Origin of the sequence: Mesorhizobium sp. M0701, from assembly GCF_040320365.1 — a bacterium.
GTDB lineage: Bacteria > Pseudomonadota > Alphaproteobacteria > Rhizobiales > Rhizobiaceae > Mesorhizobium.
Window position 1 is genome coordinate 25,604 of record NZ_JAMYPO010000042.1, and the last position, 13,924, is coordinate 39,527.

Genomic DNA, 13,924 nt, shown 5'->3' on the forward strand with positions numbered 1-13,924 from the left:
TCAAGGCGCTCCGACAGGATCGAGGCGGGGCACCTGGTAGGTCGCCAGGATCGCGTCGATCTCGGCGCGGCGTCTGGTCAGGGCGGCGTTCACCTCGCTGCGCAGCGTATCGTCGCCACGGCGCACTCCCATCGAGATGTCGAAGATCATCGGCAGTTGCGGGCCGTCCACGCGCGGCGAAACCGGCGTGATCCGCAGCGCCACCTTCTGCCTGGATGCAAAGTAGCCGGCCAACGGCCCCCAGACGACGGCCATATCGATGTCGCCATTCGCGACCGCCTCAATGATGCGCGCTGGCGGGTTCGGCGCCGAATAGTCCCCATAGACGGGGAAACCGATGAGATGGCCGACGATGCCACGACGGCCAAGCGCCTGGACGGGGGGCGAGTTGGCGCCATCGTCGCCGATCAGCTGGACGCCGATGTGCAGATCGCGCAGGCGAGGATCGTTGAAGGACGTGATTTCCGGCGCATCCTTGCGTGTCACGAACACATAGGAAGACCGGTAGTAGGGCGCGGTGGTGCGCAGCATCTCAAGATTGGCGGGCGCGCCGGGCACCAGATCGCATAGCCCGGCCTTCAGCGTGTTGCGGACGAAGCCACGGCGCTGTGCCCACCATGTGTAGGAAACAGTCGCGCCAAGCTCCGTCGCGACGAGTTCGGCGATCTTGTTTTCAAAGCCTTGCCTGGCGGCATTGGAGAACGGCATGTTGTTGGGATCAGCGCAGATCCTCAATTCGCGCGCATCGGCAACGGCGGCGACGAGCGAGAGCGCCAGTGCGCCGACCGCGGCGCCAACCCGCCGGGAAGATTTTCTCCGTGCGCGCGCAACTCGGCCGGTCGTCTCAAGGGAGCCGGAACACATACAGTGTACCTCCCGGCGTGGTTACATCCTTCAGATCCTTCATGACGTTGACGAAGCCGAGCGCGGCGGTGGCGTCGCGCGGATCGAGATCGCCGGATACGATCGCGCCGGCCCAGCCGCCGACGCCCGAAAGAATCGCGACATATTGGTGCCCGTCCGGGCCGCGATAGGTGACCGGCTGGCCGATGATGCCGGACGACGTTTTGAACTGCCACAGCAGTTCGCCGGTCCTGGCGCTGACCGCCTTGAACCAGCCTTCCATAGTGCCATAGAACACGATGTTGCCGGCGGTGGCGACGGCGCCGCTCCACACCGGAAAGTTCTCCTTCAGGCTCCACGCCGGCTTGGCGGCGGCGACATCCCAGGCGGTGAAAGCACCGCGATTGCCGCCCGGCCCGGGGATCATGCGCACGTTCATGCCGACATAGGGCGTGCCGGCGATGTAATTCACCTCGACGCCCTCTTCATCCATGCAGAGATTGTTGTGCGGGATGTAGAGCAGACCGGTCTTGGGCGAGAATGCCGAAGGCTGCCAGTCCTTGAGGCCCGATGCGGTCGGGCAGATGTCGCGCACGACCTTGCCGGTGCCGGTCTTCTTGTCCGGATTTACAATCAGCCGGCCGGTCTTGAGGTCGACGCCCGTGCTGGAATTGACTGGCCCGAAGGGGACTGCCGACAGGACCTCGCCTGTGGTGCGATCCAACAGATAGACGTAGCCGTTGCGTTCCGGTCGGACCAGCACCTTGCGGGGCTTGCCCTGCCAGGTCATGTCGAGCAGCACCTGTTCGTTGATGCCGTCGTAGTCGTGCAAATCGTGCGGGGTCCATTGATAGAACCATTTGGCTGCGCCGGTGTCGGGATCGCGGGCAAAGATTCCGGCGGTCCATTTGTTGTCGCCGGGCCGCAGATCCGGATTCCACGGACCGGGATTTCCGGTGCCATGGAAGATCAGGTTTAGGTCCGGGTCATAGGAGATCCAGCCCCACACATTGCCGCCGCCGATCTTCCAGGCGTCGGGCGGCCACGACGTCACGCCGAGATCCTTGCCCTTGTCCATGTCGTAATGCGGCTTGAAATCGGGGCCGATCAGCACCTCGGCGTCCGGGCCGGTATTGTAGGCCGTCCAGACGACGTGCCCGTCGCTGGCGTCGAGCGCCTTGATCCAGCCGCGTACGCCCATTTCGCCGCCGGAATTGCCGACCAGAACTTTGCCCTTCACCACCAGCGGCGCCATGGTGATGGTCTCGCCGATATTGACGTTGCCGATATGGGTGTTCCAGACCGGTTTGCCGGTGGCCGCATCGACGGCGATGGCATGGCCATCGAGCGTGTTGAAATAGATGCGCCCTTCGAAGAAGGCTGCACCGCGGTTGACCACGTCGCAACAGGCAACTCCCTGCGCGGCGGGCTCGGGGTTGGGCTCGAATTTCCACTTCATCGGCGCGCCGGGCTTGGTAAGGTCAAGCGCATAGAGGATGTTGGGGAAGGGCGTCACGATGTACATCGTGTTGCCGACGACCAGGGGCGCGGCCTCCTGGCCCTTGTTGACGCCGGTCGAGAAGGTGAAGGCCACCTGCAGGTTCTTGACGTTGTCCTCGGTGATCTCCGCAAGTTCGCTGTAGCGGGTCGAGGCGTAGTTCTTTGCCGGCATCGCCCATTGGCCGTCGTCGGGCGGAGCAGCTGCGGCAGGCGGATTTATCGCAAAGCTTGACGTTGACTGAGCAACCGCCGCGGTAGTCAGCGCGAAGCCTGCCAGCAGCGTCCATCCCAGCATCGCAGCCAATGGCCTCTTTCCCCTTTTGCCAGGCACCCTATTTTTCGCCGCCACCAGTCGCGCTTGCCTCATTGGCTATCGAGTTTGCCGACGTTGGCGCAGAGCTCCATTAGCTGCAGCTGCGCCGTGTTTGTTGAACACTCTCCAACGCGTGAGCGGCGCAGAAGTGCCAAATGCAACGAAATAAATGTCGGATTCGGTTGGCCAAAGTCGGCGGCCGGGCGCTCGGGACAGCCGATCCGAATGTTAGCACTCAAGTCGGAAGTAAATCTATTCCCGGTGGTCCGGGTTCGGCTGGAACGGAGCGGCGCTTTTCGCAGTTGTGTCGAATGCTGTCTGCAGTCGAGCAACTGGCTCAATCGGTAAAAGAGCGGCGAGCGATCTTGTTCGTTGGAGCCGGGGTGTCGATGAGCGTCGGCTTGCCGTCCTGGCAAAAGCTCATCGAACACATGCAAAAAGAGCTCGGTCTGGACGAGGATACGATCGGTGCGCCGGAGGCCAGCTATCAGGCGCTTGCCGAATACTACCGGCTGAAGCAGGGGAGCCTCGGCCCTTTGCGCAGCTGGATGGATCGTGAATGGAGCGTCTCGCGGGAGAAAGTGCAGGGCTCGGCGATCCACAAGCTCATCGTGTCGCTCGATTTTCCGATCATCTACACGACAAACTACGACCGAAATCTCGAAGTTGCCTTCGAGATCCATAGCCGGCCCTTTGTCAAAGTCGCCAATGCGAAGGATTTGCCAAAGGCCACTGGCGAGGTGACGCAGATCATCAAATTCCACGGCGATTTCGACGACGACAAATCTTTGGTCCTGGCGGAGACCGACTATTTCGACCGGCTATCCTTCGATTCGCCGCTCGACGTGAAATTTCGGGCCGACGCGCTCGGGCGCACCATCCTGTTCATCGGCTACAGCATGTCCGACATGAACATCCGTCTGCTGCTGCACCGGCTTTGGCAGACCTGGCGCCGCTCCGGCTATGACAAGAATCGCCCGAAATCCTTCATCTTCATGTCGCAGCCGAGCATCGTCCAGGAGGCTGTCCTCGGCCGCTGGGGCATCGATATGCTGACCGAAGCGGCCGACGATCCTGAGGACGCGCTGCTCGCATTCCTGAACGAACTCAAGGACAGGGTGGGCCGGCCAGAAAGCGCGTGAGAGAACCTGCGGAAAGCGGATTGGTCCGGCAGTGGGAACCGGCTGATCCGATGTGAGTTCGGGAGGACTAACGTATCCGGGACCGAGCCTCGATGAGCGGACGCAAACACAAGCGCAGAGTGCATGCCAAAGACGGCCTGTCGGCCGAGCAGGCCTATGAGGTCAATTTCTTTGCCCGCAGGTGCGGCCTGACCAGGGACGAAGCACTCAAGATGATGCGAAATGCCGGCAGGTCCAACGATGGCACCAAGGCATCTGGCGAATCCGGGCCGAAGTAGCCGCATGGGTTCTACATAGCGGGCGGCCGGGACGGTCATCCGGCACAGCTGCTTCGTCGTCGGTCTCGGCAATCCGCATGGCAGTCGGTGGTGGCGCGCACCGCTGAGGATCGAGCGATGCAGCGGCCGCCGATGGAACATCCGCCGACAATTTTCGTTGACATGCTCCACAAGGCGAGAGGTCGAACATGTCGAACTTCCAAGCCGCTACCCCGGAGCGTTTGCAGCAGCTCAGGCTTGAGGCGACAGCGCACTTTGCGCCGCTCATACTGCGCGAGGCGCTGGTGCGTCTCTGCCGAGCGTGTGGAAGCGAGAGCCTCGAACGGTTCGAGAAGACCATGGTTGACCAAATCGAGGCATCGCGTGACGAAAAGGCCGATTTCGACACGATGAAGGAATTTGCCATCGAACAGCTCTATGGCTGGATTCGAGAGGTCAGGTCTTCACCGGACATGACACAGCCGCTGGAGAATGTAGACACCCGAAGGACCCCTGGCCGCTCGGAAGAGCCGCAGACGCTGGAAGACCAGCTGCAGGCGGGTCTGGAGGATTCTTTCCCCGCAAGCGACCCGCCGGCTGTTGTTTCCACCGCGATCCCCGGCGGATCGAAGAAGCTGGTCGGAACCGACGAGGTCCTCAGGCAGCAGCGGGAGAAAAAGGCCGAGGAAGCCAGCCATTCGTGATAAACGGCTCTGCGGGGAAGCAGCCTGCCGGTTCACCCGCCGTCCGGCATGAAGGCTGTCCGGGCATGTGTGTCATGCGGCTCGCCTTCGACAAGAATCTTCGCTTCCAAAGCCGCGTCGATAAATGCTTCGCGGGCTTCCGCTGCCGTAATCTGGCCGATCTGGGCGCCATCCAGTGCATCTCCCGCCATCAGCGACAACGGGGCATTGCGGGCAGGCCATTTCTCGCTTTTGAGGCAGTAAGAAGCCTCGAAAACGGAGCTGACCATTCGCGATCGTCCCGGCTTGCCGAAGTAGATGCAAACCGGAGCATCGAACTTTATCTCCAGCATGGCGGTCCTCCCGATTTAACCACCCTTGATATAAATTAGCCTCAGCGGGTCACATGGCCTGCTGGGCATTTTAGCCGACGTCGCGAACCGCAGTGGGATTGATGCCTGCTGGTATTTCGGCGGCGATATCGTAGGCCAGAATGCCCGCCTTGCGGGCGAATGAATCGAACGCCGCGCGCACCGTCTCGACGTCGACCTCGTCAGCCAGCCCGGCGCGACAGGCGTCGAACGCCGCCTTGTGCGCCGGACCGCGGCTCGGCCATTCGTTTAAGACGTCATAGGCCTGCCAGATATTTTCGACATGGCGAGGGAAACCAAGGCCGACGAGAATTGGAACGGGGCGGCCAAACGATTTTTTTGTCATCTGTGTCTCCGCGAAAGAGCCTGTCGCATCAACGCTGGGCGGACGCGAGGCCCATGCTCTTTAACGCGGGATTGCTGCACGGGTTGCAGCGGGTTTGTTCGATCGTGCGCCGGCCGATGCTGGCGTCATTTGTTGGTCCGCATCTTTTGCCGGGGATTGATACCGCCTTGAGGCGTGGTGTCGTTCTCGACATCGCCTTCGAACGTGTTGTCGCCCTGATCGAGCCGGTCGCCCTCCTTGATCGTGCCCTTGGAACTGCCGATGCCGGGATCGTTGGCAAGGTCGCTATCGGCCGGCGTTTTGCCTTTGGCGTGCTTGTTTCCTGTCATGGGTTCCTCCTGTTTTGAGGTGGCGGACTGTCCTTGAGGTGGCGGCCCAGGCTCGCTGCGAAAATCGCGTTTCGACACGCCAATGGCGGCGCCCCGGAATTTCGGACGGCTTAGATTCCAACTCCGCGATCCCGACGGTTGTTCCGTCAAAAATATCGCCGTCGGCCGGGATTGCCCAGCCAAGCCGCTCCGGTTCCTGGACCGGGTGATTTTCGCCAGCCGGAACGATCTTTCGCCCAATGCATTTAACTGGTCTGCGCTCACGAACTCATTCTGGACGGGAGCTGGACCATTGCCACCTACAGCCTACGCCTTGGCGACTCGCGAAACCGAAGAAGTTTCCATCGTCGACCTCATACCCGCTTTGAGGGCTTTCGCCCGCACCTTCTGCCGCACTCCCGATGATGCCGACGACCTGGTCCAGGAGACGCTGACCAAGGGCTTGGCCAACATTGACAAGTTCGAAGCTGGAACGCGCATGAAGTCATGGCTCTTCACGATCATGCGCAACACCTACTACACGCGTGTCAGGGCCGCGGTGAGGGAAGCGCCCGGCCTGCTCGACTGCGCTTCGCTGCGGCCGATCTCGGAAGCGACGCAGGAATGGTCCGTACAGGGCAAGGAGGTCCACCAGGCCATCCAGAGTCTTCCCGAGCACCAGCGCGAGGTTCTGATGTTGATAGGCGTTCTGGGCATCAGCTATGAGGAAACGGCCGAAATATGCGGTTGCGCGGTGGGAACCGTGAAGAGCCGGCTCAACAGGGCACGCGCCGGCGTGCTGGAATACCTTGGCGAAAGTTCCTCGCAGACCCTGATGGAAAGGCGCAGCTATCTGTCCGAAGGACAACTGGACTTCGAAGCCGAGAGGCGCCGCTAATATACATGTCACGCTAATTACTGCTTTCGCGCAAGCGCCTTTCGACAAGCGCATGCTGCAATTCGATCGCAAGTTTGGTCAGCCGGTCAGGAACCCTTTCCTGTTCGATGGCCGCAAGCAAGGAAGCGATTTCCCGGTCTATGGTCAGATCGGCACGCGTGCTGACGGAATCTTCCCTTGAGCGAGACATCGCGTTCTCTTGGCAAATGTTGGTTCCTTCAGCTCACTCTGGTGGCAACAGTGCGAGTTTGCAAGAATTTGCAGGCCATCCATGCGACCGGCTTCGGTCCTTGCACAGCTTCGTCAGCGGTTGGGCTCTCGCTGCGTTTCAATTGCTCGCCGGCTGCAAGCCATATGCTGGCGCAACGATCAGTCTTCAGGCCGCCGATCCGCTGAATGATCCTGGTACTGCTCGGACTTGACCCGATTGCCGTCGAGCCCACGCTCCTTGGTGTGCTGCTTCTTGTCTCTGTTGGACAGAACGGCGTTCTCTCCGATCTTGTCCTTGGGAAGATCGGTCATCGCGCCAGCGCCAGCGCCTTTGCCGTGACTGCCGCGACCGATGTGCTTCTTGCTGCCGGACGCCATCTTGTTCTCCTTCATACTGTCGAATAGCGGCTTTTCCCGTTCGGCATCCGAACCATAGTTGGGCCGCAATGTTCCGCTGGAAATCGTAAGCAGGAAGGCATCGCCGTCCCAGTGCCGGAAAGGCTTTTCGCCGTCGACGAGGACTTGCATGCCATTTGCGTTGGCGAAGTTATGGACATCGGCGCGATCCAGCGCCGGCGATCCGCGATATGAATAATTCAAAAGCGCGGCCATGGCCGGCCTCTTCAGCACGCGCGCGATTTCCACGAAATGTCGCTCCGCAAGGCCGGCCAGCACCAGATAGGGAAAGCTGTCGACGGCCAGCACGCGGTCGAAGCTGGCATCGCAAAAATCGGCAAGATCGAAACCGCGCGCAGGGCGGAATTCTACATTGCCGAGCCCGGCGCATCGCCGGCGGGCGATCGAGATCATCGCTGGGGATATATCGCTGCCCACGATCCGGTGCGACAGAGCGGAGAGCGCCTGTTCGAACCGACCGATACCACAGCCGATATCCAGTGTGTCGCGGTCAGTGCCGGTAAAGCCTCGCCTCTCCAGCCATGCAACGATCTCAGCCGTAGCGGCAGAGAGCTTTTCCTCATTGCCCAGCGATGACAGCTGCACGCTCGCCGCCGGGGAGATCGCCGCCGCCGCGTCAAACCCTGCCGCCAGCCGCTTGACGACCGCATCGTCGGTCTCGCCCTCGCCACGCTCGTGCCGAACGGCACCACCTGTTTTGCGCAGCGTGGCGAATATCTCGGGCCTGCGCCGCAGCAGGTCGGCAATCCGTTGCAGTTTTGCCGTGTTTCGCGGGTCAGCCGAGTGCGTGTTTTGCGCAATCTTCGCCAATTCTGCAGCATCGATTCCTGTCTCGAAACGGAGAGCCAGCCTTGCGATGACGGCTTCGACGCCGGCACCGTCTGCCATGCAATCCTCCAGCACCCGCCTTGCTGATGTCGACCGCCGAGATTCCGGCTGGGTCGCGCTCATCGCCCTTTGCTCCGCGTCCAGATCTTGCGCATCGTCCACCGGTCTACGGCGCCCCAGCTGTACTTGTAGGCCTCTTGTCCGCGCAGAAAATCGAACTCTTCCGCGCCTTCGCAGATCGCCTGCCTTATCGCTTGGCCGATGAGCAGCGCGCCGGGACTTTCCTCGGCATAGGCCGGATCGAAGCCACCGAGATAAGCGCAAGCGCGGCCACGATGATGGAACCCGTAATAGGCGCCCACGATCGCGTTACCGATCGTGATAAGCCAGCATCGGGCAAGCACCTGTGCGACCAGCTGCGGCAGCGCCTGACGGTGGAATGCTTCCACGCGGGAATCGGACAGAACGCCGTCGCCGTGTCCGGCCCAGCGCGCGCGGTGAAGGCGGATCAGATGGTCGAGGAATGTCTGCGGATCGGACAAAGCGGGTTCGATGGAGACACTGCCGCGTCTCGACGCGGCCCTGTGGGCGCGGCGCAATTGGCGCCTCCGCCGCGCCGGAACACAGCCTTGAAGCGTCTGGTCGCCGGCGAGGGCGAGCACCGGGCAAGCGGCGTGACCGACGGCTTGGCACGATTCGAGCGCGGCATGCCTGATGGCAAGGCCGGCGCCGCCGGGAGGCAGGTCCTGCAAGATCCACTGTGTCCAGCCGACGGAAAGAACGGCGCCACCGATGACTGCGCCGACCGGTTCGGCGATCTCGGGAAGACAAAGGACATCCAGATAGTCGCTCAACGAAATGCCGAGCGGAAGCAATCGCGCGCCGGCATCGTGGCGTTCCAGATAGAGTGGCGCCAGGCCGACCAGATCGTCGCCACGCCAGATGGCGACCGTCGCTAGCTCGCCGGGAGCAAATGTCCGCCACCATGGCAGCAACCATGCGGGAGACTGGAACGGCGTCGCCGAGGAACTGCGCGACCAGAGTTCCCACCAGTGCGGCTCAAGGGCTTCGAGGTCCGCTGGATCGTCGATAATCTCACTGCGGAGCATGTCGCGCTCGCTTTGCCGTCGCGAGCTGCCCGCTGTCTGTGCCGAGCCGTGCCAGCGCCCGATAGGCGTCCATGTAGGAGGAAATCATGCGGTCGAGTGAAAAGCGCCGCCGCGCCTCGGCCCGGCAGGTCTCGGGGTCCAGGCTGGGTGCGGCAGCGATGGCTTCGGCCATCTCGTCGACATCCCCGACCAGATACCCGGTCTTGCCGTGCTCGACCACATCCGGCAGTGCGCCATTCGGGAAGGCCACCACGGGGGTGCCGCAGGCGAGCGCCTCCATGGCGACGAGCGAACTGGTTTCCGCGGCAAGGCTCGGGATGACTAGGCAGCGGGCTGTATTCAGCAGGCGCCGCTTGGCGACAAAGCCGAGCGGACCAAGGAAGCGGCGCCGGTCGTCCAGCCGGGGTTCGACCTCGTCGCGAAAATACGCTGTGTGCGTTTCATAGGGGTAGACCTTGCCACCGATGACCAGCGGCACGCTGGCCTTCTTGGCTGCGTCCAGCGCCAGATGGATGCCCTTTTCCGGGCAGACGCGGCCGAGCACGAGCGCAAAGTCGTGTTTGGCCTGCGGTTCGCTCAGCGCGTCGACGTCCACTCCGTTGGGAATCGGCCCGATCAGCCTGGCTCCCGGCGGCGCGGTTCTTTGCTGAGCCGCCGATACCGCATGCAGCCACAGATCCTCCCGCGCCGGATTGAGAGCGTCGGCCGGATACCAGTCGAGCGGCAAATGCAGGGTCACCAATGTCGGCCCGTCGCCCGGCAGATAGGCATCGAAATCGATACCGTGCAAATGGACCACGTCGATTGGCCAGCGAGCGCGTGCGGTAGCAATTGCGGCGCAATGAACACGCTGCGCCCGGCGCTTCGCCGCTTCATCGAGCACGCCCGGTTCGGCCGGCGTCTCGATGAGGACACCCGCAGCGCTCGAGCCCTGGCAGCCGATCACGATCGAGCGGTGTCCGGCCTGTACGAGCGCCTGGTCGAGCACCGACAGCACCTGCTCGGCACCACCGACCGCATCCGGCCCGACCGGGGCGAGGGGATAGGCGACGTTGAGGACGGTGAGCGTCATGGCTGGAGAGCCGAAGCTCCTCACGCTGCGGAGGCGCGCAGCCTGCCGACCGAAGGGGCAGCGATGCTGCCGGCATATCGGCGCGTCATTGCCGCGCAGAAGTCGGCGAATTCCTCCGGCACCAGCGGCGGACTGCTGTGGTGCGGCATCATTCCGCGGTGTTCCGGCGTGAAGCAGAAAGTAACCGTCACGTCGAAGTCGGCCAAAGCCTCCATCTGCCGGTCGAACCAGTCAAGTGCGTTCGGCCTGAAGCTGTCGGCCCAGGAAAGCCCGGTGCGCAGATTGGTGACGCCGAGCCGTTTCATCCAGGCGACGGCGTCGTCCAGCCGGTGATCTTCGAAATGGAACCACTGCACCAGTCCCATTGCCGGCGTGTGGTGCAGGAACTCCTCGAGCGCGGGCTTTGGCGTGCCGTCCTGGCGGAGCAGGCCCATGTAGAAATGGCGGTAGTAAGACGAGCCTTCCGCCTCGCGATGGCGCGTCGTCGCTTCCCACTCGCGCGGCAGGTCGTAGAGGCTGTACCATTGGATGCGCGGTGCGTTGCCGATCAGCAATTCCGCGGTCCGGCGCAGGCCCCAGACCTGTACCTCCTCGGCGCCGAAGGTCGACACGCCGACCTCGCTGACCCATACCGGAAGATCGGTGACAGCCGAAATCTCGCCGATCTTCTGCGGCCATTCGTGGATCTGCCAGAGGTTCCAGTCGAGCGGGAAACCGTGCACGGCGACAGCATCGACATGATCGAGCACGTCGAACTCCTTCATCCGTGTCATGAAACCGGCATCGATCGGCGAGATGCCGCCAAGGACCTTGGTCAAGGCCGGATTCTCCGACGCGATCGCGTCGGCGACCAGGGTTGCCATGTTGGCGAAGCGGCTCCAGTCGGGGTCGAGCTCGGGATCCCAGTGGGATTTGTTGTTGGGCTCGTTCCAGATCATCGCGGCTTCAATCATTTATTTGTCCTTTCGACGGGTAGACGACGCCGCCACCGGCCGGCACGTCGGCGGTGCGGCAGAAATAGACCTCCTGCTCCGGTTGCAGGACGATCTCGAAGCCGGCGCTGCGCAGCATGGCTTCGGTGCAGGCGCGATTGGGAATCCACCAGTTGGTCGGGTCGTCGGCGTAACGATGCTCGATGAAATGCAGCTTTGGGAAATCCGGCCGGTCGAACAGGTCGTGCGTCCAGAAATGATAATTCTGCTCGAGCGCCGGCACGTTGGTGCTGCCGCGCTGCATCGACTGGAAGATCATCAGGTCCCGGGCGACGTGCTCCCGGATCAGATCGAGAGCGAGCAAGGGATGGCGCAAATGGTAGAGCACGCCCATGAACAGCACGATGTCGAACCGCTCATGCAGGGCGCCAACGTCGTAGACCGAGAGCTGCCGGAATTCGATGTCGCAGTCCGCAACCTCGGCGGCAAAGCGCGCCTGCGCTAGGTAAGCCTCATCGAAATCGATGCCAAGCACGCGGCCGGCGCCGCGGCGTTTCATCTCGATCGAATAGAAACCCGCATTGCAGCCTATGTCGAGCACCGCCTTGCCGGAAAGATCGGCGGGGATGGCGTCCGCGAATTTGCGCCATTTGATCAGCGGATAGTTGCCAAGGAAATGGTCGGGAGCGGTTTCGATGCCGGCCAGTTCCATATTGTGGAACCATGGGCCGAGCGCATCGATACGGCGGCGGATTTCGGCATCGGAATGCAGCATGGCTAGCCTCCTTCGCCTGCGAGGACAGGGACGTGCTGGTGGCCGGGCAGCGTAATGGCGACTTGGTCGTCCTTGGTACCGGCGGCGCTTTCAAGCAGGCGAAGTGCGGTGCGGTAGCCGTTGAAGGTGCCGACGTCGACATAGGCGGTGCCAGCCTTGATGCCATAGGCATCGCCTCCGGCGGCGAGATAGGCATTGACCAGCGTGCCGATATATTCGTCGCACCGGTCCCGTTCCCGCCACAGCGCGGCGAGCTGGTGAAGGGTGCGGCCGGGCATCTTGAACGCACCCCAGATCCAGTTCGATTGGGCATTCTGCTGCTTGACCTGGATTTGCTTCACCCGGTCGTCCTGGTCGACAACGACGGCATCGAAGAACTCCGGCTGGTCCACCGGAAACAGCAGGAAGGACAGGCCGTCGTCCGGGAGGGCCAGGAAGCCGTCTTCGGGAAACCAGATCGTATCGGGCAACCCGACCAGAACGGTCTCATCGGCTGTGACGAGCGGTGCGGCACGGAAGATGGCGTCGCAAAGGCCGACCGGAGAGGGCTGCACCACAAACAGCGCAGTCGCGTCGGCATAGCCGGCAGAATAATATTCGAGGATATCCGACTTACCCGAGCCGATGACGAAGCAGATCTTGTCGGCCCCCGCGCGCACCATGCGGCGCACCAGGTATTCGCTGACCGCGCAAGGCCGCTCGGTGTTGCCGTCGATGCGGCTGCCGACCGGCAGAAGCTCCTTCGAAAAGCCGAGCGGCTGGATGCGGCTTCCCCGTCCGGCTGCGGGCACGATGCCCAACATCAAACTGCCTCCTTCAACGGCTCGCCATGCGTGGAGCCGTGCAGTGCATCGGACAGGATGCGGTCGAATTCCTTCGCGCGCCGCGCCGAGGTGTGTTCGTCCAGCACCCGCTCGCGCGCTCGGCGGCGGATAGCGTTAAGCTCGGCGTCGGACAGGTCGAGCGCGGCGACCACGTCGTCGGTGCTGTTCGCCACGACGATCTCTTCGCCGGGCCGGAAAAAGGCCTCCAGTCCCGGCCATGTGTCGCTCACCATCGCGGCACCGCAAGCGGCGGCTTCGAACAGCCGGCCGGAAGGACACCAGCCCCTTTCGGCCATCGCCTCGCGGGTCACGTTCAGGGTCAGCCGTGATGATGAAAAGAAGGCGGGGTGGTCGGCCGGCGGCAGATGCCGGACGAAGAAAATATTGTCGCTCCACGGGAATTCCTGCGGATATTGTGCGCCGCCAATGATGAAGCGGCGCTCCGGCAGGCGCGCAGCCGGACTGACCAGCAGCCTCTCGACCCCGACCTGGCGGTCTGCCGCATAGGTCCCGAGATAGGAAAGGTCGCCGGCAAACTCCGGCCTGGGCGGAGCCGGCCGGTGTCGCTCTGGATCGACATGGCCGTAGAGCGGCATGACGCGGCGTGCACCCAGCATCGACTTCAATGCGTCGATCGCGGTGCCTCCCGTGTAGCTCAGCACGAGATCGAAATCGCGAAGCCCTTCCGGCCCGAAATAGGCCGGAGGCTCACCTTGTTCGATCCGCGCCAGTGTCACCGGCGTATCCAGATCGTAGAACACCTTCAGCCCGCGACAGGCCTGGTGGGCAAGGCGCGATGCGCTCACGGCATCGGGGCAATAGGAGGTGACGATGACCACATCGGCCTCATTCATCGCCTGCTCGGCAACGCGCTGGATGTCCTCCCAATCCTGATAAAGGACGAGGTTGCCGCCATCCAATTGGTCGAGGTCGCGCGTCCCGGCATAATAGGGAGTGTTGCGTTCGAAGAAGGTGATAGACCAGCCCAGCCCGGCCATCGCCCGGATCAATCCGCGCCACAGCGTGGCGTGCCCATTGCCCCACGACGATGTCACGGTAAGACCGAAAATGACCATGCGCATCCGGCAATTCCTCG

The 13,924-nt window shown here is 62.6% G+C and carries 17 protein-coding genes and 1 pseudogene; 5 read left to right on the forward strand and 13 right to left on the reverse strand.

Translation table 11 applies throughout. The annotated features are described in order from the left end of the window. Window positions 1-864, reverse strand: coding sequence for a substrate-binding domain-containing protein (locus tag NKI24_RS28490; protein WP_352451521.1), 864 nt, complete (start codon window positions 862-864; stop codon window positions 1-3). Then, complete coding sequence (locus NKI24_RS28495) at window positions 845-2,638, reverse strand: methanol/ethanol family PQQ-dependent dehydrogenase (RefSeq protein ID WP_352750043.1); 1,794 nt, start codon at window positions 2,636-2,638, stop codon at window positions 845-847. Before NKI24_RS28495 ends, NKI24_RS28490 begins: the two co-directional genes overlap by 20 nt. Before the next feature lie 329 nt (window positions 2,639-2,967). Between NKI24_RS28495 and NKI24_RS28500 the strand changes: the two genes are divergently transcribed. The 3 genes from NKI24_RS28500 (at window position 2,968) to NKI24_RS28510 (ending at window position 4,759) form a co-directional block, all read left to right on the forward strand. Then, window positions 2,968-3,798 (forward strand): SIR2 family NAD-dependent protein deacylase, encoded by an 831-nt coding sequence (locus tag NKI24_RS28500; RefSeq protein ID WP_502894793.1) that lies wholly within the window; start codon window positions 2,968-2,970, stop codon window positions 3,796-3,798. A 92-nt stretch (window positions 3,799-3,890) separates the two neighbouring features. Further along, window positions 3,891-4,076: a hypothetical protein gene (locus NKI24_RS28505; protein ID WP_352451523.1), complete on the forward strand. Its 186-nt coding sequence runs from the start codon at window positions 3,891-3,893 to the stop codon at window positions 4,074-4,076. A 188-nt stretch (window positions 4,077-4,264) separates the two neighbouring features. Continuing rightward, window positions 4,265-4,759, forward strand: a complete 495-nt coding sequence (locus NKI24_RS28510) for a hypothetical protein (RefSeq protein WP_352750027.1) — start codon at window positions 4,265-4,267, stop codon at window positions 4,757-4,759. Between the two features lie 32 nt (window positions 4,760-4,791). Here NKI24_RS28510 and NKI24_RS28515 read toward each other — a convergent pair whose 3' ends face one another. The 3 genes from NKI24_RS28515 to NKI24_RS28525 all read right to left on the reverse strand — a co-directional run bounded on the left by NKI24_RS28515 (window position 4,792) and on the right by NKI24_RS28525 (window position 5,784). Next, window positions 4,792-5,091: a DUF982 domain-containing protein gene (locus NKI24_RS28515; protein WP_023676146.1), complete on the reverse strand. Its 300-nt coding sequence runs from the start codon at window positions 5,089-5,091 to the stop codon at window positions 4,792-4,794. A 70-nt stretch (window positions 5,092-5,161) separates the two neighbouring features. Then, the gene (locus NKI24_RS28520; RefSeq protein WP_352451524.1) at window positions 5,162-5,455 is read right to left on the reverse strand and encodes a DUF982 domain-containing protein; all 294 of its coding nucleotides are present in this window, start codon (window positions 5,453-5,455) and stop codon (window positions 5,162-5,164) included. Window positions 5,456-5,580: 125 nt separating this feature from the next. After that, window positions 5,581-5,784 carry a hypothetical protein gene (locus NKI24_RS28525; protein ID WP_023676144.1) on the reverse strand — a complete coding sequence of 68 codons (204 nt, stop codon included), beginning with the start codon at window positions 5,782-5,784 and terminating at the stop codon, window positions 5,581-5,583. A gap of 313 nt (window positions 5,785-6,097) precedes the next feature. On the opposite strand from NKI24_RS28525, the gene NKI24_RS28530 reads away from it, so the two are divergent. Together NKI24_RS28530 and NKI24_RS28535 are read left to right on the forward strand one after the other, a co-directional pair. Beyond that, window positions 6,098-6,661, forward strand: coding sequence for a sigma-70 family RNA polymerase sigma factor (locus NKI24_RS28530; protein WP_023676143.1), 564 nt, complete (start codon window positions 6,098-6,100; stop codon window positions 6,659-6,661). A gap of 52 nt (window positions 6,662-6,713) precedes the next feature. Continuing rightward, window positions 6,714-6,842: a hypothetical protein gene (locus NKI24_RS28535; RefSeq protein WP_352743966.1), complete on the forward strand. Its 129-nt coding sequence runs from the start codon at window positions 6,714-6,716 to the stop codon at window positions 6,840-6,842. 188 nt (window positions 6,843-7,030) lie between these two features. Here NKI24_RS28535 and NKI24_RS28540 read toward each other — a convergent pair whose 3' ends face one another. From NKI24_RS28540 to NKI24_RS28575, 8 genes and pseudogenes are all read right to left on the reverse strand, one after another. Next, window positions 7,031-7,249, reverse strand: coding sequence for a hypothetical protein (locus NKI24_RS28540; RefSeq protein WP_023676213.1), 219 nt, complete (start codon window positions 7,247-7,249; stop codon window positions 7,031-7,033). Between the two features lie 249 nt (window positions 7,250-7,498). Next, window positions 7,499-8,239 (reverse strand): annotated as a pseudogene (locus tag NKI24_RS28545) (class I SAM-dependent methyltransferase); the annotation flags it as partial. Further along, window positions 8,236-9,225 (reverse strand): GNAT family N-acetyltransferase, encoded by a 990-nt coding sequence (locus NKI24_RS28550; protein ID WP_352451526.1) that lies wholly within the window; start codon window positions 9,223-9,225, stop codon window positions 8,236-8,238. The pseudogene NKI24_RS28545 and the gene NKI24_RS28550, both read right to left, overlap by 4 nt. Further along, window positions 9,212-10,297 (reverse strand): glycosyltransferase family 4 protein, encoded by a 1,086-nt coding sequence (locus NKI24_RS28555; RefSeq protein ID WP_352743963.1) that lies wholly within the window; start codon window positions 10,295-10,297, stop codon window positions 9,212-9,214. The genes NKI24_RS28550 and NKI24_RS28555 overlap by 14 nt, the downstream gene beginning before the upstream one ends. A 20-nt stretch (window positions 10,298-10,317) precedes the next feature. Beyond that, window positions 10,318-11,250 (reverse strand): glycoside hydrolase 5 family protein, encoded by a 933-nt coding sequence (locus NKI24_RS28560; RefSeq protein ID WP_023676139.1) that lies wholly within the window; start codon window positions 11,248-11,250, stop codon window positions 10,318-10,320. Continuing rightward, the gene (locus NKI24_RS28565; RefSeq protein ID WP_023676138.1) at window positions 11,243-12,004 is read right to left on the reverse strand and encodes a TIGR04290 family methyltransferase; all 762 of its coding nucleotides are present in this window, start codon (window positions 12,002-12,004) and stop codon (window positions 11,243-11,245) included. Before NKI24_RS28565 ends, NKI24_RS28560 begins: the two co-directional genes overlap by 8 nt. Before the next feature lie 2 nt (window positions 12,005-12,006). Next, on the reverse strand, window positions 12,007-12,807 hold the full coding sequence (locus NKI24_RS28570) for a nucleotidyltransferase family protein (protein WP_352593695.1): 801 nt from the start codon (window positions 12,805-12,807) through the stop codon (window positions 12,007-12,009). Further along, a complete protein-coding gene (locus tag NKI24_RS28575; RefSeq protein WP_352451531.1) occupies window positions 12,807-13,910 on the reverse strand; it encodes a CgeB family protein in 1,104 nt (367 codons plus the stop codon). The genes NKI24_RS28570 and NKI24_RS28575 overlap by 1 nt, the downstream gene beginning before the upstream one ends. Between the last annotated feature and the right edge of the window lie 14 nt (window positions 13,911-13,924).

What these genes read in the sequence shown, in the direction of transcription:
- NKI24_RS28525 (WP_023676144.1), bottom strand. Translation starts at nt 5,784, where the DNA reads ATGACAGGAAACAAGCACGCCAAAGGCAAAACGCCGGCCGATAGCGAC.
- NKI24_RS28575 (WP_352451531.1), bottom strand. Translation starts at nt 13,910, where the DNA reads ATGCGCATGGTCATTTTCGGTCTTACCGTGACATCGTCGTGGGGCAAT.
- NKI24_RS28540 (WP_023676213.1), bottom strand. Translation starts at nt 7,249, where the DNA reads ATGGCGTCCGGCAGCAAGAAGCACATCGGTCGCGGCAGTCACGGCAAA.
- NKI24_RS28490 (WP_352451521.1), bottom strand. Translation starts at nt 864, where the DNA reads ATGTGTTCCGGCTCCCTTGAGACGACCGGCCGAGTTGCGCGCGCACGG.
- NKI24_RS28555 (WP_352743963.1), bottom strand. Translation starts at nt 10,297, where the DNA reads ATGACGCTCACCGTCCTCAACGTCGCCTATCCCCTCGCCCCGGTCGGG.
- NKI24_RS28535 (WP_352743966.1), top strand. Translation starts at nt 6,714, where the DNA reads ATGCTGCAATTCGATCGCAAGTTTGGTCAGCCGGTCAGGAACCCTTTC.
- NKI24_RS28515 (WP_023676146.1), bottom strand. Translation starts at nt 5,091, where the DNA reads ATGCTGGAGATAAAGTTCGATGCTCCGGTTTGCATCTACTTCGGCAAG.
- NKI24_RS28520 (WP_352451524.1), bottom strand. Translation starts at nt 5,455, where the DNA reads ATGACAAAAAAATCGTTTGGCCGCCCCGTTCCAATTCTCGTCGGCCTT.
- NKI24_RS28510 (WP_352750027.1), top strand. Translation starts at nt 4,265, where the DNA reads ATGTCGAACTTCCAAGCCGCTACCCCGGAGCGTTTGCAGCAGCTCAGG.
- NKI24_RS28570 (WP_352593695.1), bottom strand. Translation starts at nt 12,807, where the DNA reads ATGTTGGGCATCGTGCCCGCAGCCGGACGGGGAAGCCGCATCCAGCCG.
- NKI24_RS28560 (WP_023676139.1), bottom strand. Translation starts at nt 11,250, where the DNA reads ATGATTGAAGCCGCGATGATCTGGAACGAGCCCAACAACAAATCCCAC.
- NKI24_RS28565 (WP_023676138.1), bottom strand. Translation starts at nt 12,004, where the DNA reads ATGCTGCATTCCGATGCCGAAATCCGCCGCCGTATCGATGCGCTCGGC.
- NKI24_RS28505 (WP_352451523.1), top strand. Translation starts at nt 3,891, where the DNA reads ATGAGCGGACGCAAACACAAGCGCAGAGTGCATGCCAAAGACGGCCTG.
- NKI24_RS28500 (WP_502894793.1), top strand. Translation starts at nt 2,968, where the DNA reads ATGCTGTCTGCAGTCGAGCAACTGGCTCAATCGGTAAAAGAGCGGCGA.
- NKI24_RS28495 (WP_352750043.1), bottom strand. Translation starts at nt 2,638, where the DNA reads ATGCTGGGATGGACGCTGCTGGCAGGCTTCGCGCTGACTACCGCGGCG.
- NKI24_RS28550 (WP_352451526.1), bottom strand. Translation starts at nt 9,225, where the DNA reads ATGCTCCGCAGTGAGATTATCGACGATCCAGCGGACCTCGAAGCCCTT.